Here is an 18,039-nt window from a genome sequence, read left to right as displayed (position 1 = left end):
TAAAATTAACAATTGGTCGACGTGCTCGCCGGTCAACCATTAAGCTTTTGGCTCGTTGTAATCATTCCATTGTCGATAAGGAACCCCATTATGAAAAATTCTCTCCTCGTTGCTGCGCTGATCGCTCTGGCCGTTACCGCTTGTGGCAAGAAGGAAGAAGCCAAACCGGCTGCTGCTCCGGCCGCTCCTCCTGCCGCCGCTGCTCCGGCCGCTCCTCCTGCTGCCCCTGCTGCCGCTCCGGCTGCTGCTCCGGCTGCTGCTCCGGCCGCCGATGCCGCCAAACCCGCCGAAGCCGCCAAGCCCGCCGAAGCCGCCGCAGACAAGGCCAAGGAAGTTGCTGGTGCTGCTGCCCAAGGTGCTGCCGACGCAGCCAAAGACGCAATGAAGAAGTAATCGGTCTGTCCTTTCCAGGCAATGAAAAAGCCGGCGCAAGCCGGCTTTTTCATTGCCTGGAAACGAGACGCATCGTTCAGACCAGCTGCCGCCAGCCGAAGCCGCCTTCCTGGTCGGCGATACCGATCCAGTTCTCGCTGCAGCCCAGCGCTGACGCCAGTGCCCTGGCGGCCAGTTCCGGCCGATTATTCTGCTGGCTCAGGTGTGCCGCAAGCACATGCTGCAAGCGCCGGGTATCGACCTGCCGCAGGAAGTCTGCCGCCTGATCGTTCTCCAGATGACCGAAGCGCCCGCCGATTCGCTGCTTGAGCCGCGCCGGATAATTCGACGCAGCGAGCAGCGCCTGATCGTGGTTGCACTCCAGTACCAGCCCGTCGCAGGCACCCAGAACCTCCACGATGTGGGGCGTGATCGAGCCGCTGTCGGTGAGAACGCCAAGGCACTGCTGACCGTTGCTGAACGCATACTGTACGGGTTCGCGCGCATCGTGCGGCACCGGGAAGGGCTGCACTTCGAGGCCGCCGATGGCAAAGCGCGTTTGACCGTCGATCAGCCGGCATTCGGGCAAGGCAGTCTTGCCCTGGGATGCTGCGGCGTGCGTGCCGTGCGTAAGATACACCGTGAGTTGGTAACTGCGGGCAAAAGCGAAAACCCCCTCCAGGTGATCGGCATGCTCGTGCGTCACCACGATCGCGGTCAACTCATCGGGGGCAGTGCCCAGCCTGGCCAATCTGGCTGTCGCCATGCGTGCCGAAAAGCCGCAGTCGAGCAACACTTTCGTCTCGCCGGCATCGACAATCAGGGCGTTACCCTGACTGCCGCTACCCAGAGACGCGAAACGGATCACTTCAACTGGTCGTAGAGCAGATTGAGGATCTTCCTTGCCGTATCGGACTGGCTAATACCACCCTCGGTCGATAGCACCTGGACTGTCGACAGGCTGCCTGCCTCACGCACGAAGATGCGGTACTGAATCTGTACCTTGTCGGCAGAACTGCCCTTGAAGGGATTCAACCTCGACAAGAAGGTGTCTTCCTTCTTCTGGTTGTCGCTTTCGGGGTCGACATAACGAACGAAGTAAAGGCCCCTGGAACGATCCCGGTCTTCGACCGTGAAACCCACACGGTCCAGCGCCAGACCGACTCGCCGCCAGGCTCTATCGAACGATTCCTCGACCTCTAGGGTACCTGCCCCGTCGGCACCTCGCGTCAGCCGTGCTCGCTCGACGGGCTTTTCCTGCGCCGCCCGGACGGCCTCGGCAGCGCGCTTCTCGTCGCTTCCCAGGCGAATCATCAAACGACGCAGCATCTCGGCTTCGAGTTCCGGGTCGGCCGGACGTGGCTGCCACTTGGTTTGATCCCTGCCCTCGGTGACGTAAATCTCGTACATTCCGCGATGACTGATGAAGATGTCGGTGGTCCCCGGCGTACTTCCCGGTTCCAGACGGGTACGGAACTTGTCACGCTCGGCCGTCGAGTAGACCGAGTCGATCAGCTTGCCGAGCAGGTTGCGGATGAAGTCCTGCTCGATCTTGGCGCGGTTCTCTGCCCAGTCGGTCTCCATCACCCCGGCATCAGGCAGTTCGAGCTTGATCACAAAACCGGTTTCCTGCCAGAAGTCCTTGACCTGCCCCCAGAGCTTGTCCGGCGCCCCAGCGGCCACCAGCCAGCGCTGATTGCCGGAACGTTCGATGTGCGCCCGGTCTACTTCGGGCAGGACTTCGCTCTTCTGCTGTGCCCGCGCCTGCGGCGAACGCTCGGCGGTGTACGCCGAGTAGGTGGCCGTCCCTTTGCCAATGGTGTCCGGCACGGCATAGCGGTCATCGCGCGTGGGTGAGGTCAGGTCAGGAGGCACTTCCAGCGTCGGCACATTGGTGGCCGCAGCCGTCTTGTACTCGATTCGCTTGGGTTCGAGCAGGGAACCACCGCAACCCGCGAGCAGCAGCAGTAGAAGCGCGGCTCGACAGCGCAATACGGCAAGACTCATTTGACCACCCTGAACTGAAATCTAGACAAGTACGCCCGCCTGATCCATGGCGGCACGGACACGGGCGTGACAATCCGGCGACAACGGCGTCAGTGGCAGTCGCAGCCCAGCATCGATCAAACCCAGTTCCTGGCACGCCCACTTGACGGGGATCGGGTTCGCCTCGCAGAACATTTGCCGATGCAGGCCGAGCAGGCGAGCATTCAATGCTCGCGCCTTGATGGCGTCGCCAGCCAGCGCGGCGGCACACATTTCGTGCATCAGGCGCGGCGCAACATTGGCGACCACCGAGATATCACCGCTCGCACCCATCAGAATCAAGGCACAGGCACTCGCATCATCACCGCTATACACGGCAAAACCGGCAGGCGCGCGCGCGATCAGCTCGATACCGCGATCCATGTTGCCGGTGGCGTCCTTGATGCCGACAATGTTCGGGATTTCCGCCAGACGCAGCGCGGTGTCATTGCCCAGATCAGCGACCGTGCGGCCCGGTACGTTATAGAGAATCACCGGGATATCGACGGCTTCGGCGATCGTCCGGAAGTGGCGATACAGTCCTTCCTGTGTCGGCTTGTTGTAATACGGTACTACCGACAGCGCAGCATCGGCGCCGGCCTGTCGGGCAAAGCGCGTCAGCTCGACCGCTTCGGAAGTCGAATTGGCACCCGTGCCGGCGATCACCGGAATGCGACCAGCCGCCTGCTCGACGGCGACACGGATCAGTTCGCAGTGTTCTTCGAGGTTGACCGTCGGTGACTCGCCGGTCGTACCGACGATGACGATGGCGTCGGTACCTTCCTGTACGTGGAAATCGACCAGACGGCGCAGGCCGGGCAGGTCGAGACTCCCGTCGGCGTGCATGGGTGTGACAATCGCTACAATCGATCCAGTAATCATGGTCTTGGAGGGAGCCTGGGAAACTCACCGGGGGGTTTTCCCGGTAGAAATGAAACACTGGATTCTAACCGAAAGGCGCCGCCATGGCGATGAAAAACGGTGGCCGCCAGCAGAATGCGAAGCGGCAACGCTCCGCGACTTTCACGGTACGCTCATATCTCGGCCAGCACCCGAATATGGGCGACCACGCTGCGCGCCAGAGCCGACAGTGAGTAACCCCCTTCGAGTATCGACACGATCCGCTTCTGTGCGAATTCTTCGGCAAGCTGCTTCAGTTGTACAGTGACCCAGGCGTAGTCTTTCTCGAGCAGTTTCAAGCCACCCATCTCGTCCTCGTAGTGGCCGTCAAAACCTGCCGAAATCAGGATCATCTCGGGCTGGAACTCGCGTAGACGCGGCATCCAGATGTCGCTTACCACATTCCGGAATTCCTCTCCGTCGGTTCCCCGGCTGAGGGGCACATTCAACATGTTGAAGGCCGGGTGTTCGGTGCCGCTGTAGGGGTAAAACGGATGCTGGAAGGTGCCGACCATCAGTACGCGCGGGTCGCCCTTGAAGCAATCCTCGGTACCATTGCCGTGGTGGACGTCGAAATCGACGATCGCGACGCGCGACAAGTGATGTGCTCCCAGCGCATGTGCTGCCGCCACGGCAATATTGTTGAAGAAGCAGAAGCCCATCGCTGCCGCCCGCTCGGCGTGGTGTCCCGGCGGACGCACCGCACAGAAGGCGTTCTCGACTTCACCGGCCATCACCAGGTCGACCGCCTTGATCCCTGCCCCGGCAGCGCGCAAAGCCGCCTGCCAGGTGTGCCGGTTCATGGCTGTGTCCGGGTCGAGGTGTACGATGCCCAACTCGGGTGAAGCCCGCTTCAGCCGTTCCAGATGCGCGGCGGTATGGACGCGATGGAGCTGCTGAAAAGTGACCAATGGAGCATCATGATAAACGAAATACGAATCCAGGCCTTGCGCAATCATATGGTCGTTGATCGCGTTCAGACGCTCGGGAGCTTCCGGATGATACGAACCCATGTCGTGCAATTGGCAGTCGCGATGGGTGATGAATGCGGTGCTGGTCACTATGGCCTTTCTATCGCAGAGTGTCACTGTCAGGAACAGTGGAAACTGCGGGAAATCGAGTTATCGGCTGATGGTTTATTATCATCCCAATTGCGCCACCACGACAAGCCATGCGACAAACCATGCAGCCCATCCTCCCGACGACGAGACCCTCCCCGGTCACCAGAATCCTTGCCGCCGCCAACGCGGTGATCCTCGGCAAGAGCACGCAAACCCGCCTGGCTCTATGCTGCCTGCTGGCAAAAGGCCATTTGCTGATCGAAGATCTGCCGGGCGTCGGCAAGACGACGCTGGCGCACACCCTGGCGCGGGTGCTCGGATTCCAGTTCGCGCGCATCCAGTTCACGAGTGACATGCTGCCGGCCGACATCCTCGGCGTCTCGATCTTCGACCGAGAGAGCGGCAATTTCCGGTTTCTCCCCGGCCCGGTATTCTCACAGGTGCTGCTCGCCGACGAAATCAATCGCGCCACCCCAAAGACGCAGAGTGCCCTTCTCGAAGCCATGGAAGAAGGGCAGGTGACCACCGAGGGAGAAACGCGACCGCTGCCGGAACCGTTCTTCGTGATCGCCACGCAAAACCCTTCGACCCAGATCGGCACGTTCCCCTTGCCCGAATCACAGCTCGATCGCTTTCTGTTGCGCATCGAACTCGGCTATCCGGACCACGACGCCGAACGCGCGCTGCTCGAGAGCGGTGGCCGCCGCGAACAGTTGCCGACGCTGTCGACCTGCCTTGGCCCCGGCGAGTTTGCTGCGCTGCAACAACGAGTGAGCACGGTCTACAGCTCGCCGGCCTTGCTTGACTACCTGCAGGCGCTGGTCGAGGCGACACGCCAGGACGCCCGTCTGGTGCATGGCCTGAGCCCGCGCGCTGCCCTGTCACTGCTCGCCGTGGCACGCGCCTGGGCATTCAGCGACGGTCGCCAGATGGTCCTGCCGGAAGATCTGCAGGCGGTGCTGCCCGCCGTCGCCTGCCATCGCTTGCGGCTGCTCAGCGGCAGCCACGCCGGTGCCGAAGATATCGCCGCCCTGATTCGATCGCTGCCACTCCCCTAACGGTCATGATCATCCGCCTTGCAGCCTTGCAGCGCTGGTTGTTCCGTCTGGCACGTGACGAGCAGTTGCCGATCGTGCTCGGGCAACGCCGAATCTTCATCGTGCCAACGCGCGCCGGTGTCCTTTTTGCCGGCGTTCTCGCGGTGATGCTGATCGGCGCCATCAACTACAACCTGAGCCTCGGGCACGCGCTGATTTTTCTGCTCGCCGGCCTCGGCGTAGTGGCGATGGTGCACACCTTTCACAATCTGTTCGGCCTGCGATTGACTCCGGGGCGCGCCGAAGCAGTCTTTGCCGGCGATCTGGCACGCTTCCCGCTGCAACTGGATAACGCCCGCAGGCAGTCGCGGCGCGCCCTCGAGTTTTCCTTTGGCGAGCAGCCGGGAGTCACGGTTGACGTTCCCTCCGAAGGGCGCGTGATCGTGGCCGTTCCCTACAGCACCGCCCGACGTGGCCGCCTCGATCCAGGGCGTGTGACGCTTGCCACGCGCTACCCGCTGGGTCTGTTTCACGCCTGGAGCTACCCGCACCCGCTGTGGTCGTGCATGGTCTATCCCAGGCCGTTGCGGACACCCCTGCCAGGCCCGTCAGCGGGCGCGCAGGCCGACCATCACCACGGCGACAGCGGGCAGGAGGACTTCGCTGGTCTGCGAGCACGCCAGCCCAGCGACCCGACCCGACACATCGCCTGGAAAGCGGTGGCCCGCCGCTCCGATGAGCAACTGCTGCTGGTCAAGCAGTTTGCCGGCGGGGCCAGCGATGAATTGTGGCTCGACTGGTCTCTGACGCCGCCCGAGTGCGGCCAGGAGGATCGCCTGTCGATCCTGACCGGCTGGGTGATGACCGCCGACGAACAGCAGGTGCGCTACGGTCTGACGCTCCCGGGGCTGCAGATCGCGCCGGCGCAGGGCAGCGCACATCGCACGAACTGCCTGCAGGCCCTGGCGCTGTACGGTGCGGCGCCATGAGCAGCCAGCCGTCGCACGCGCTCGAACACGGCACGGTGCCCTGGCTGCTCGCCGGTGCGCTGGCAACCGCCGCACCCCATGCCGGGCATCTACCGCTGTGGCTGTCGCTGCTGGTCGCCAGCGCCATGCTCTGGCGCGTCTGGCTGTGGCAACGGCGTCGCCCGCTGCCACCGCGCTGGTCGCTGGCCCTGCTGGTGATCGCTGGCGTCGCGGGTGTCGCCTGGCAATTCCACAGCCTCTTCGGCAAGGATACCGGCGTCGCCCTGCTGGTCCTGTTCATGGCCCTCAAACCGTTGGAAACGCACCACCGGCGTGATGCCCTGGTGATGGTCATGCTCGGTTATTTTCTCCTGCTGACCCACTATTTCTATTCGCAGAGCATTCCCACCGGTCTCTGGCTGCTGGTCGCCATGACCCTGCTGACAGGCGCCCTGATCCGGCTGCATGGCGGTGCCCAGCCGATCACGGCGATTGCCCGGCAGGCCTCCCTGTTGCTGCTGCAGGCCCTGCCTTTCCTGTTGATTCTCTATCTGCTTTTCCCGCGCGTCACGGGTCCGCTCTGGGGATTGCCGGAGGACGCCCATGCCGGGCTGAGTGGCCTGTCCGAGCAGATGTCGCCGGGTTCGATCAGCAATCTGATCCAGTCGGGCGCGATCGCCTTTCGTAGCCGCTTCGCCGGCGAGACGCCGGAAAAGGCCGATCTCTACTGGCGCGGCCCGGTCTTCGACAGCTATGACGGAATCACCTGGCGAGCCGCAACGCCAGCAGCCGGGCTGCCGAAACCGGAACCGGTAATCGAGGCCAGTGGCACTTCCTATGCCTACACCAGCATTCTCGAAGCGCACAACCAGCGTTGGCTGCTGGCGCTCGACGTCGTCACCAGCCTGCCGCCCGAGAGTTCCCTGGCGCCCACCTTCGAAGCACTGGCGCGCGAACGGCTGCGCATTCGCAGCCGCGTGTCCTTCATCTCTGCAGTAGACTACCGTGCCAACCGCATCGAGGCGCCAGGTATCCTGCAACAGGCACTGACGCTGCCGGAAAAAATCAATCCGCGCGCCCGCGCCCTGGCCAGCGAGTGGCAGTCGCTGCCGCCGGAAAAGATCGCCGCGACAGCGCTGGCGATGTTCCGCAAGGAAGATTTCCATTACACGCTGCGCCCGCCGCTGCTCGGCGTGGACGCCGTCGATGAATTCCTGTTCGGCACGCGGCGCGGTTTCTGCGAACACTACGCATCGGCTTTCGTTTTCCTGATGCGCGCGGCCGGGGTTCCGGCGCGAGTGGTCGTCGGCTACCAGGGCGGCGAGCTCAATCCGGTCGATGGCTACCTCGTCGTCCGCCAATCCGACGCCCACGCCTGGGCTGAAATCTGGCTTGCCGGCAAGGGCTGGGTGCGTATCGATCCGACGGCTGCCGTCGCCCCGTCACGCATCGAACAGGGGATCCTTGCCGCGCTGCCCGAGGGTGAGCCCTTGCCGAGCATCATCCGGCTCGACAGGGACTGGCTGCGCCAGTTGCGCAACCGCTGGGAGGCGGCAAACAACAGCTGGAATCAATGGGTGCTCGGTTACAATCCGCAACGCCAGCGCGAACTGCTGTCACGGATCGGCTTGCGCGACCCCGACTGGCAGAGCATGACCGCGTCGCTGGCCATACTCTGCGGACTGGCGCTGTTGATCGTCACACTGTGGACACTACCCCGACGTCGCCGCGTCGATCCGGTACAGCGTGCCTGGCAACGCTACTGCGCACAACTGGCACGCCGGGGAGTCTGCCGCGCCGCATGGGAAGGCCCACTCGCTTTCGCGCAAAGGGTCGCGCGCGAACGACCCGAACTGGCTGCACTCACCAGCGAGGCCGCCGATTGCTATGCCCAACTGCGCTACGGTCGCAGCGGCGACGAGCCACTGCGACGGCTGCAACAATGCATGCGCCGCCTGCCACCGACAAGGAGAAAAGAGCTTTGAACAAATCATTCGCGACGCTCGGGCTGCTCGGCTGTCTGCTGTCCCTGCCTGGCCACGGTCAGCCGGGGGCCGGCTTCAGCCAGGAACCGGAGGTCCAGGCGTTCATCATCGGCATGCACGAACAGCACGGCTTTGATGTCGCCCACCTGACGCGGCAGTTCGCCGCCATCCACCCGAACGCCACGGTGCTGCGCGCCATCCGCCCGCCGGCCTTTCCCGAAAAGCAGCGCTCCTGGCAACGCTATCGCGAGCGCTTTGTGAACAGCCTGCGCATCGGTGGCGGCCTCTCGTTCTGGCAAAGACATGCCGCTACCCTGCAGCGCGCACAGGCGATCTACGGCGTACCGGCCGAAGTGATCGTGGCGATCATCGGCGTCGAGACCGTGTATGGCCAGAACATGGGCAGTTTTGGCGTCCTCGAAGCGCTCGCTTCGCTCGCCTTCCATTACCCACCGCGCGCAGAGTTCTTCCGCGGCGAACTCGAGCAGTTTCTGCTGCTGGCGCGTGAAAACGGCGTCAGCCCGCTCGAGATCAAGGGTTCCTACGCCGGTGCCATCGGCATCCCGCAGTTCATGCCCAGCAGCCAGCGCCGCTTTGCCGTCGACTTCGACGGTGACGACCGCATTGACCTGCGCAGCAGCAGCATCGACGCCATCGGCAGCGTTGCCCGTTTTCTGCAGCAGCATGGCTGGCAGAGCGGCGCTCCGGTTGCCGTACCGGCAAGTGTCAGCGGCGATCCGGCGGGATTGCTCGCGGCCGGGATCAAGCCCGCGCTGACGGTGCGCGAGATGGCCGCCGAGGGGGTGGTCGCAGTCGCCGCTGCTGACGGCGATCGCACAGCGGCCCTGATCGACCTGGTGACGCCGGGAGCGGCCACCGAATACTGGCTCGGCTTCGACAATTTCTACGTAATCACCCGTTACAACCGATCAAGCTTCTACGCGATGTCGGTCTTTCAACTCGCCGAAGCGCTACGCACGGCGCACAACAGGCTTGCCGAAGCGCGTTGATCTACTGCCGTGGCCGTCAGAGCAGGTTGTCGGCGGTGCCGCCTTCGCGCCGGATGACACGGCGCAGGTGATCGAGCGCCTCGATCTGGATCTGACGAACCCGCTCGCGTGTCAGTTTCAGGTCGAAGGCAATTTCTTCCAGGGTGCAGGCCTCCTTGCCCGCGAGACCGTAACGACGTTGCAGAACCTGCCGCTGCTTTTCGGAGAGTTGCCCGACCCACTTTTTCAGCAAGTCGCCAAGCTCGTTGGACTGCAACAGTTCATCCGGATCGAGCAGGCTCTCGTCGGCCAGCGCATCGCCATACGATCGGCTCGGGTCGACCTGCAAGGGTGCGTCGAGCGAAGCGATACGCTCGTTGAGGGCCATCACGCGGCGCACATCGTCGCTCGGCCGATCGATCAGATGGGCGATCTGGTCGATGCAGATTTCCCGCCCGTTGGCCAGCTCCAGATGGCGAATGGCGCGCAGCACGAGGTTGATTTCCTTGATTACATGCACCGGCAGGCGAATCGTTCGTGACTGATTCATGATCGCGCGCTCGATGCTTTGCCGGATCCACCAGGTGGCATAAGTCGAAAAACGGAAGCCGCGCTCGGGGTCGAATTTTTCGATCGCGTGGATCAGGCCGAGATTTCCCTCCTCGATCATGTCGAGCAAGGGCAGGCCACGGTTGAAATAGTGCTTGGCGATATTGACCACCAAGCGCAGATTGTGCTCGATCATTTTCTGGCGGGCCAGGAAATCACCGGCGCGTGCCCGCCGCGCCCATACCGCCTCTTCGGCCGGAGAAAACAGGGGCTTGGCTCCGATCTCGTTGAGGTAATGCTGGGTGACGTCATTGAGCAACTCGGCCTCGGGTGAGCCCCCGCCCGGTGCGAAGTCCGGCGCCAATACCGGTTCCTCTAAAAAGAGATCCGGCTGCTCCAGATCGTCGCCGAAGGAATCAGCATCAGGATCGAAAGCGCCGGACATGGTCAACGCTGCGGCAAGTGTTTGAGCGGGTCGACCGGCTTGCCCTGGCGCCGGATCTCGAAGTGCAGCTTGACCTGATCGGCGTCGGTATTGCCCATTTCGGCGATCTTCTGTCCCTTGCTGACACTCTGGCCTTCCTTCACCAGCACATTCTGGTTATGCGCGTACGCGGTCAGGTAAGTATTGTTGTGCTTGACGATCACCAGCTTGCCGTAACCGCGCAGCCCGGTACCGCTATACACGACCTTGCCGCCACCGGCAGCAAGCACGGCATCACCGGCCTTGCCGTTGATATCGATGCCCTTGTTGCCGCCCTCGCTGAAAGTGCCGATCAACTTGCCGCTGGCCGGCCAGATCCAGGGGATTTCCTCGCTGCCGGCTGCTGCCATATCACCGGATTTTGCCTCACCTGGAGCTTCTGGCTTGGGTTCCGGCTTGGCTTCGGCCTTGCTCACAGCGGCCACGACTGGCTCGGCCGTTTTCGGCTGTGCTTGCGCCCGCGCCAGCGCCTGCTCCGAGTACGCTTCCTTGCCCGCCTTCGGTTCACGTTTCAGCACGGGGTCACCACCCGGAGCGCCCGCAGCAGCGGCGCCACCAGAAAGCGGGCGCTGCTCGACCGCTGCTCCGGTGCCAATCGGCCGCACCACGACGGCATCGCCGGCGACTGCAGAAGCTGGCGCCCTGACCCGCAGCGACTGTCCGATCAGGATGCGATTCGGATTCTCGATGGCATTCCAGGCGACCAGATCCTTGTAATCCAGTCCATGATCGAGAGCGATCGAATACAGCGTGTCCCCCTTCTTGACGAGGTACATGTCCTTACTGGCAATGGCTGCCGCTGGCTTGGCGGCCGCACTGCGTTCATCCAGCGGCGCTGGCGTGATGCTGGCACAACCAGCGAGAACGAGCAGCAAGGCCAGAGCAGCAGCGTGGCAACGGAAAATCCCTTGGTCCTTCATTCGACTCCTGATAGCAACGGAACGAAACGCACAGCATCCAGGCGGGTTTCGACAAAACCCTCCGGTCTGAGTTCGATCAGGGCAAGCTGCTGTGCCGACACGCCCAAAGGCAGAATCAGCCTGCCATGAGGTGCGAGTTGCTGCAAAAGCGCACGCGGCACCCGCGCCGCCGCTGCTGCGACAATGATCGAATCAAAAGGAGCGGCCTCGGGCAGGCCGAGTTGGCCGTCGGCGTGCTTCAAGCGCACCTTGAGCTCCTTGATCGCGCGCAGATTGAGCTTGGCCCTGTCGAGCAGCGGCGCGATTCGCTCGACCGCATAGACCTCCTGGGTCAGTTGCGCGAGCACCGCTGCCTGATAGCCGCAACCGGCGCCGATCTCCAGCGTCCTGCCGAGTTCGCGGCCGGCGCGCAGCGCTTCGATCATGCGCGCCACCACATAGGGTTGCGAGATCGTCTGTGAGTAGCCGAGCGGCAGTGCCGTATCCTCGTAAGCCCTTGAAGCCAGCGCTTCTTCGACAAACACATGCCGCGGCACGGCGGCGATCGCCGCCAGCACCTCTTCGTCAACGATGCCCTGCTCACGCAGGCGCTCGATCATGCGCGTGCGCGTGCGCTGCGAAGTCATGCCAAAACCGGTATTGGCCCTTGGCGTGTTCATCGCGCCAGCCACGCGCGCAACAGCGGCAACTGCGTGTTGTGGGTCAAATCGACCTGCAGTGGTGTCACCGACACCTGATGGTTGCGCACCGCGTGGAAATCGGTGCCTTCGCCGGCATCCGCAGCGGCACCGGCAGCACCGACCCAGAACACGGTCTCATTGCGCGGCGACAGCGTGCGCACCACCGGCTCCGCCTTGTGGCGCTTGCCGAGGCGGGTGACAACGGTGCCGCGCAGTTGCGCGTAGGGCACATCGGGAACATTGACGTTGAGCAAGACCGGCTCGCGCAGCGCCTGTCGCCGCAACAGGTCGACCAGTTCGCGGGCCACCCGCGCCGCACTCGCGAAATGCTCGCCGGGAGTTCCGCACAGCGAAATTGCCAGGGACGGAATGCCGAGCAAGAACCCCTCGGTCGCCGCCGCGACGGTACCCGAATAGATCGTGTCGTCGCCCATGTTGGCACCCATGTTGATTCCCGACACCACCATGTCCGGAAGCCCGTCGAGCATGCCGGTGACGGCGAGATGAACACAGTCGGTGGGCGTGCCATTGACGTGATAGAAACCATTGGCCGCGCGTTTGAGCGACAAGGGGCGATCGAGCGTCAGCGAGTTGCTTGCCCCGCTGCGGTCGCGTTCGGGAGCCACGACGGTAATTTCAGCGACATCCGCCAGCACGCGCGCCAGATGCTCGATCCCCGGAGCGAAATAACCGTCATCGTTACAGAGCAGGATCCGCATGGCACTCCACGAACATCAACGAACACGGTGAACAAACCGGCGAGGGGCCGGCTTCATCATTATTGGCGGAGCTGCGCTGCAGCCCTCACCCGCCTGCCAGCAAACAGTGCCTGGTGGCACCGGCCAGCAGTACCCGTGGCGCTGCCAGGCTGGCGCCAATTATAACCGCCTCGGCACATCGCTGAATACTTCAGATCGCAATGCGGGTGTCCAGGACCTTACAAGGGTAGGTTTTCTAGCACACCGGCAGTCCCGATGTAGGGAGATGTCGCAACTTTTCGAGATCTTCGCCTAAAGAACCCCGCTGGTGTGCCGATACCCGAAGTATGCAGTGATCGTGCAGTCACTGACCGATCCTGATCTCTGTTTGCCGTTTCCATGTCAGATCGGTACCCGTGCGGGCAGAGGGCATGTTTCCGGGGGGAAAACATGGGTCTTCCCTCTTCCCTGTAATGGCTGTCCGTAGTGACAGGCCAGGTGGCGCAACAAAGGTCTGCGCCGTTTTTGTTGGCACTTCAGAAAGGAAAGATCATGTTTAAGTCATTGCTCGCGGCTGCCGTGGTTTCGGTCATTTCGTCGGTCGCCTGTGCCGCCGACAACTTTGCCACGCCAAAGGAAGCCGAGGCCATGGTGGCCAAAGCGGTCAAGGCACTCGGCGCCGATCGCACGGCGACCTTGAAGGAAATCACCGGCAAGGACAAGAAATGGGTCGACCGGGATCTCTATCCGGTTGTCTATGACATGCATGGGAAGTGCATTGCCCACGGTCAGAACGAAAAACAGGTCGGCAAGGACCTGATCGATCTGGCCGACGCCGACGGCAAGGAGTTCATCAAGGAACGGGTGTCTCTGGCCACGAGCAAGGGCAAGTTCTGGCAGGACTACAAGTTCACCGATCCGGTCAGCAAGAAAGTGTTGCCGAAGTCGGCCTACTGCGAGAAAACCGGCGAGAACATCGTTTGCGCCGGTGTCTATAAGCGCTGATCGGGCTGCCGGGGCTGATGGCGCTGCGCGACGGCCCCGATGCCACCGCCAGCAAGCCTTCTTCCTTCACGGAGAAAAGCATGAAGATCAAGGCAAAAATCGTCGTTTCCTCGCTCGTGCCGCTGACCATGATGCTGCTTCTGGGCATCTTCAGCTACTTCGGTCTGCGCTCGATGCAGCAAACGCTCGATGCCATAGGGGTAAAAGGCATGCAGCACCTCGCCGCCGTCAATGACAGCCGTGGCAGATTGCTCGACGCGAACATTGCGGCCTACCGATTGTTCACCATGTTGGGCAATTTCAATGAGGAGCGCATTGCCAAAGACGCCGCTGTAATCATGGGTCACGCCGATGGCGCGATACAGTTGCTCAAGAAATTCCGCGAACGCAGCGACCTCGATGAGGACGAAAAGAAGGCGATTGCCGCACTTGAGGAGCCCTTGGCGCGTTACCGCAAGAATGTGGTGCAGGCCATCGACATGGCGCAATCCGACATTGCCATGGGCACCGGCATGATGCAGGCGGCAGACAAGCGCTTCCTGGAAATCGACGCTGCACTCAGCAAGTTTCTCGAAGAGCAGAAGAGCAAAGGGGACGAAATGGTTTCCGCAGCGAACAAGCGCGTGTCGAGTTTGATCGCCACCAATCTCGGCCTGTTTCTGCTGGGCCTGGTCGTGGCCGTGTCGATCGCGCTGGTATTGGCCGGCAGAATAGTCGCTCCTCTGGTCGAAGCCGTGCGAACGGCCAGCATGATTGCCGGCGGCGAGCTGGGTACTGCCATCCAGACCGGCGCGCAGGACGAAACCGGGGATCTGCTGCGGGCGCTGGCGGAGATGCAGGGCAAGCTGACACAGATTATCGGCGAGGTGCACACCGCGGCCGACAGCCTGAGCAACGCGGCGGGACAGGTCTCCGCGACAGCCAGTTCCCTTGCGCATTCGTCCAGCGAGCAAGCCGCGTCGGTCGAGGAAACCACCGCGTCCATGCAGGAGATGAGCGCGTCCATCGCGCAGAACAAGGAAAATGCCCAACTCACCGGCAAGCTTGCCGCCAAGGCGGCCAGTGAGGCGGCTGAAGGCGCCACGGCTGTCGGCTGCACGGTCGAGGACATGAAGAGCATTGCCGGCAAGATCAGCATCATCGACGATATTGCCTATCAGACGAATCTGCTGGCCCTCAATGCTGCGATCGAGGCGGCCCGTGCCGGCGAGCATGGCAAGGGTTTTGCCGTCGTCGCCGCGGAAGTGCGTAAACTGGCGGAACGTTCGCAAGTCGCTGCGCAGGAAATCGGCAACCTGGCCAAATCCTCGGTGAAACAGGCCGATCTCGCCGGGAATCTGCTGACGCAGATGGTGCCCACTATTCGCCAGACTTCGGAACTGGTGCAGGAGATCGCCGCCGCCTCCTCGGAACAATCCAGCGGCGTGATGCAGATCAACGGCGCCCTGGGACAATTGAATCAGGCCACACAGCAGAACGCTTCGGCATCCGAACAACTCGCTGCCACCGCCGAGGAGATGGCGGGGCAGGCCAGTCAGCTCCAGGATCTCATGGCCTTCTTCAGAATCGACGACACCACCCTGTCCGGCGTGCCGTCCTCAGATACGGTGATCCCAAGAAGCGCTGCCCGATCCGGTTGATCCTGGTGACCGATTCCACCGCGGTCTTTCGCTGCAGACCGGCGGCGGAACCGGTGGTTCAGAAATACCGCCACCAGACGTAGACGTTGCAGATCGCGACATGGATCAGCATCAGCGGAAAGGCGATCCTGGTGTAGGTCATGAAGCGGAACGGAATGCCGTTGCGCTCGGCGATGCCGGCGACGGTCAGGTTGGCGCTGGCGCCGATCAGCGTGCCGTTGCCGCCGAGACAGGCGCCCAGCGAAAGGCACCACCAGAGCGGCATCAGCGCGTCCGCGCCGCCGAATGCAGGCGCCATCGATTTGATCAGGGGAATCATCGTGGCCACGAACGGGATATTGTCGACAATCGCCGACAGGAACGCCGATGACCAGAGGATGCTGTAGCCCGTGACCTTGAAATCGCCGCCGGTGGCGGCGAGCAGCTTGTCGGCGAGAAGGCGCAGCAGACCGGCGTGCTCGACACCGGCAATCACGATGAACAACCCGACGAAAAAAAAGATCGTGATCCATTCGATCTCGTTGTACACCTTGACGACGTTCTCCGACTGGTGCTCGGCCGACTTGCCGAGGTTGTCGAGCATCAACAGCAGCGCCGCACCCGCCATGCCGATGGTGCCCGATTCCAGCCCCAGCGACCGTGCCATGACGAAGGCAACGATCACCAGGGCCAGCACCAGTGAAGCCCGTTTCAGCAGTCGCGAATCGGTGATCGCCTCGCTTTCGTCGAAGGCCATGACCCGCGCGCGCAGTTCGGCCGTTGAGGCCATGCTGCGTCCCCAGATGAGGTGAATCGAGATGACATGCACGAGGAGGATCACGACGATCACCGGCGAGAGGTGAATCACGAAGTCGTTGAACGACAAACCGACCTGGCCGCCGATCAGGATGTTCGGTGGATCGCCGATCAGCGTCGCTGTACCACCGATGTTCGACGCCAGGATCTGCGAGAACAGGAAGGGATAGGGATTGACTTTCAGCGCCTCGGTGATGACCAGCGTCACCGGAACGACGAGGAGTACGGTGGTGACATTGTCGAGCAAGGCGGAAACGACCGCGGTGACCACGGCAAGCATGGCCAGGATGCCCGCCGGGTTGGCCTTCACCAGTTTTGCCGACCAGATCGCCAGATACTCGAAAACCCCCGACTTGCGGGTGATCGAGACGATGACCATCATCCCGACGAGCAGGCCGATGGTATTGAAATCGACGCCGGCGACGGCCTGCTCCTGAGTCAGCAGGCCGAACATGATCATCAGCATTGCACCAAGCAATGCGATGATCGAGCGGTTCAGCCGTTCGCTGATGATTACGCCATAGGTGACGATCATCACCACGGTCGCCAGCCACAAGGGATTGAGGCCGAAAATGACCCCGGAAGCTGCTGTGTGCATTACTTGACCCTCCCGATGCGGGCGAGAACATCCCAGACTGAAACGATACCGAGCAGTTTCCCGTTCTCGACGACGGGCAGGACGTTTCGCTGCCGGTGGAGGAAGAGCATGGCGTTCATCAGCGGCGTGTCGGGATCAAGAACCGGCACCTCGGTGTCCAGGTGGCGGCTCACGGGATCGTTGGCGACGGCATCCACCCGCTCCTGCAGGTCGGCCAGCGTATCCTGGATGAAGCCGACCTGCAGGAGGTGGCTCAAGGGATGTTGCTCGTCCTGGTGCGAGATGACTCGCGGCATGGCGAGTGCAATCAGCCGGCTGCGTGGCAGCATGCCGAGGTAGCGGTAGTCGCTGTCGACGACCGGCAGTGCCGGTAGCCGTTGTTCGACCATGGTCTGCAGGGCCAATGACATGGAGTCGGTCGGCTTGAGCACGGCCGGCGGTGCCGACATGATCGACCGGCACAAGGCGTCAGGATGGTGGTGCATGAAACCCCCTTTGGGTAGAGACGGAGGCCGCGAATCTTCTTCCGCCTGCCCGGCATGGACAGGAGATTCGTCGGCACGGCCGGAGTATGCCGAGCCGTGGAAGCCGCTGTCAATCCCGAATTTGCTGCCTGCAACCCGGGCATCAACGCCCGATCTGCAGGGCGCTCACGGCCTGCGGCGATTGCGGAGCCGTTCTCTCCGACTTTGCTGAGATGCTGAAGGATTTGGCCTGGTTTGGCTTGTTAAGGGCAAGAAACATGACATGAAGATTGCCTGCGCAGAGCGGCTGGCGGCGCATCAGCGTAGCCGTCTCAAGGCTATTTCAGCAGCGTGACCGGCAGGTCGGTGATCTCGAGCACCCGGCTACTGACCGAGCCGAGCAGTACGCTGGACACTGCGCCCAGGCCGCGGCTGCCCATGACGATGCCGTCGCATCCCTGCTCCCTGGCGACTCTGGCGATGATCTCGGCGGCAGGGCCGATCTCCACCAGCGGCGTAAAGCGGACGCCGGCAGCATCGAGCACCTCGCGGTACTGCTGCAAGGTGTCGCCACCCCGGCATTCCTCCATTGCCTCGACCTCTTCCTTCTTGAGGAGGCGGCGTACACTCCAGTCGTCGATTTCCGGTTGAACATTGAGCAGGACGACCTCAATCGAGGGGCAGGTGCCAGTCAGTGCGATGATGTGCCGCACGGCGTGATGGGCGGCGGCTGAACCGTCGACTGGGACAAGAACCTTGCGCATGGCGAATTCCTCAGGCGGTTTGCGACTGTCGGAACCAGTACGGCGTGGCAACTGACGGTGCACAGGCCAGCAGGCGACCTGAAAATGCTTGACTGTTCCGAGTGT

General features: G+C 62.6%; 18 protein-coding genes. 7 read left to right on the top strand and 11 right to left on the bottom strand.

What is annotated here, in order from left to right; translation table 11 throughout:
* Positions 1 to 90 precede the first annotated feature (90 nt).
* Positions 91 to 393: a hypothetical protein gene (locus V5B59_RS11375; RefSeq protein WP_034912071.1), complete on the top strand. Its 303-nt coding sequence runs from the start codon at positions 91 to 93 to the stop codon at positions 391 to 393.
* A gap of 76 nt (positions 394 to 469) precedes the next feature.
* Here the strand turns inward: V5B59_RS11375 and V5B59_RS11370 are convergent, their stop codons facing one another.
* The 4 genes from V5B59_RS11370 to V5B59_RS11355 form a co-directional block, all read right to left on the bottom strand.
* Complete coding sequence (locus V5B59_RS11370) at positions 470 to 1,237, bottom strand: MBL fold metallo-hydrolase (protein WP_169070098.1); 768 nt, start codon at positions 1,235 to 1,237, stop codon at positions 470 to 472.
* The gene (gene bamC, locus V5B59_RS11365; RefSeq protein ID WP_034912053.1) at positions 1,237 to 2,379 is read right to left on the bottom strand and encodes an outer membrane protein assembly factor BamC; all 1,143 of its coding nucleotides are present in this window, start codon (positions 2,377 to 2,379) and stop codon (positions 1,237 to 1,239) included. The genes V5B59_RS11370 and bamC overlap by 1 nt, the downstream gene beginning before the upstream one ends.
* 21 nt (positions 2,380 to 2,400) lie before the next feature.
* A complete protein-coding gene (gene dapA / locus V5B59_RS11360) occupies positions 2,401 to 3,279 on the bottom strand; it encodes a 4-hydroxy-tetrahydrodipicolinate synthase (RefSeq protein ID WP_034912047.1) in 879 nt (292 codons plus the stop codon).
* Between the two features lie 152 nt (positions 3,280 to 3,431).
* The gene (locus tag V5B59_RS11355) at positions 3,432 to 4,358 is read right to left on the bottom strand and encodes a histone deacetylase family protein (protein ID WP_034912041.1); all 927 of its coding nucleotides are present in this window, start codon (positions 4,356 to 4,358) and stop codon (positions 3,432 to 3,434) included.
* 122 nt (positions 4,359 to 4,480) lie between these two features.
* Here V5B59_RS11355 and V5B59_RS11350 point away from each other — a divergent pair, with 122 nt between their 5' ends.
* Genes V5B59_RS11350 through mltB form a run of 4 tightly spaced genes read left to right on the top strand, consistent with a single transcriptional unit; the run spans position 4,481 to position 9,358 of the window.
* On the top strand, positions 4,481 to 5,416 hold the full coding sequence (locus tag V5B59_RS11350) for an AAA family ATPase (protein ID WP_034912037.1): 936 nt from the start codon (positions 4,481 to 4,483) through the stop codon (positions 5,414 to 5,416).
* A gap of 5 nt (positions 5,417 to 5,421) precedes the next feature.
* The gene (locus V5B59_RS11345) at positions 5,422 to 6,384 is read left to right on the top strand and encodes a DUF58 domain-containing protein (RefSeq protein ID WP_034912029.1); all 963 of its coding nucleotides are present in this window, start codon (positions 5,422 to 5,424) and stop codon (positions 6,382 to 6,384) included.
* On the top strand, positions 6,381 to 8,348 hold the full coding sequence (locus V5B59_RS11340; RefSeq protein ID WP_034912025.1) for a transglutaminase TgpA family protein: 1,968 nt from the start codon (positions 6,381 to 6,383) through the stop codon (positions 8,346 to 8,348). Before V5B59_RS11345 ends, V5B59_RS11340 begins: the two co-directional genes overlap by 4 nt.
* Positions 8,306 to 9,358 (top strand): lytic murein transglycosylase B, encoded by a 1,053-nt coding sequence (gene mltB, locus V5B59_RS11335; protein ID WP_169070079.1) that lies wholly within the window; start codon positions 8,306 to 8,308, stop codon positions 9,356 to 9,358. The genes V5B59_RS11340 and mltB overlap by 43 nt, the downstream gene beginning before the upstream one ends.
* Positions 9,359 to 9,374: 16 nt before the next feature.
* Here mltB and rpoS read toward each other — a convergent pair whose 3' ends face one another.
* The 4 genes from rpoS to surE are packed head-to-tail and all read right to left on the bottom strand — an operon-like array spanning position 9,375 to position 12,689.
* Complete coding sequence (rpoS, locus tag V5B59_RS11330) at positions 9,375 to 10,331, bottom strand: RNA polymerase sigma factor RpoS (protein WP_169070078.1); 957 nt, start codon at positions 10,329 to 10,331, stop codon at positions 9,375 to 9,377.
* A gap of 2 nt (positions 10,332 to 10,333) precedes the next feature.
* Positions 10,334 to 11,290 (bottom strand): peptidoglycan DD-metalloendopeptidase family protein, encoded by a 957-nt coding sequence (locus tag V5B59_RS11325; RefSeq protein WP_169070077.1) that lies wholly within the window; start codon positions 11,288 to 11,290, stop codon positions 10,334 to 10,336.
* Positions 11,287 to 11,949, bottom strand: coding sequence for a protein-L-isoaspartate(D-aspartate) O-methyltransferase (locus V5B59_RS11320; protein WP_169070076.1), 663 nt, complete (start codon positions 11,947 to 11,949; stop codon positions 11,287 to 11,289). Before V5B59_RS11320 ends, V5B59_RS11325 begins: the two co-directional genes overlap by 4 nt.
* Positions 11,946 to 12,689 (bottom strand): 5'/3'-nucleotidase SurE, encoded by a 744-nt coding sequence (gene surE, locus V5B59_RS11315; protein WP_169070075.1) that lies wholly within the window; start codon positions 12,687 to 12,689, stop codon positions 11,946 to 11,948. The genes V5B59_RS11320 and surE overlap by 4 nt, the downstream gene beginning before the upstream one ends.
* Positions 12,690 to 13,220: 531 nt before the next feature.
* Between surE and V5B59_RS11310 the strand changes: the two genes are divergently transcribed.
* Together V5B59_RS11310 and V5B59_RS11305 are read left to right on the top strand one after the other, a co-directional pair.
* Positions 13,221 to 13,673 (top strand): cache domain-containing protein, encoded by a 453-nt coding sequence (locus V5B59_RS11310; protein ID WP_034913557.1) that lies wholly within the window; start codon positions 13,221 to 13,223, stop codon positions 13,671 to 13,673.
* An 80-nt stretch (positions 13,674 to 13,753) separates the two neighbouring features.
* Positions 13,754 to 15,313 (top strand): methyl-accepting chemotaxis protein, encoded by a 1,560-nt coding sequence (locus V5B59_RS11305; protein ID WP_169070074.1) that lies wholly within the window; start codon positions 13,754 to 13,756, stop codon positions 15,311 to 15,313.
* Between the two features lie 58 nt (positions 15,314 to 15,371).
* Here the strand turns inward: V5B59_RS11305 and V5B59_RS11300 are convergent, their stop codons facing one another.
* From V5B59_RS11300 to V5B59_RS11290, 3 genes are all read right to left on the bottom strand, one after another.
* Positions 15,372 to 16,706: an ArsB/NhaD family transporter gene (locus V5B59_RS11300; RefSeq protein ID WP_332351874.1), complete on the bottom strand. Its 1,335-nt coding sequence runs from the start codon at positions 16,704 to 16,706 to the stop codon at positions 15,372 to 15,374.
* Positions 16,706 to 17,191: a CBS domain-containing protein gene (locus V5B59_RS11295; RefSeq protein WP_169070073.1), complete on the bottom strand. Its 486-nt coding sequence runs from the start codon at positions 17,189 to 17,191 to the stop codon at positions 16,706 to 16,708. The genes V5B59_RS11300 and V5B59_RS11295 overlap by 1 nt, the downstream gene beginning before the upstream one ends.
* Positions 17,192 to 17,508: 317 nt before the next feature.
* On the bottom strand, positions 17,509 to 17,934 hold the full coding sequence (locus V5B59_RS11290) for a universal stress protein (RefSeq protein WP_169070072.1): 426 nt from the start codon (positions 17,932 to 17,934) through the stop codon (positions 17,509 to 17,511).
* Positions 17,935 to 18,039 lie beyond the last annotated feature (105 nt).

The sequence above is a fragment of the Candidatus Accumulibacter contiguus genome (assembly GCF_036625285.1).
GTDB lineage: Bacteria > Pseudomonadota > Gammaproteobacteria > Burkholderiales > Rhodocyclaceae > Accumulibacter > Accumulibacter contiguus.
This window is presented reverse-complemented; position numbering and strand designations above follow the sequence as displayed.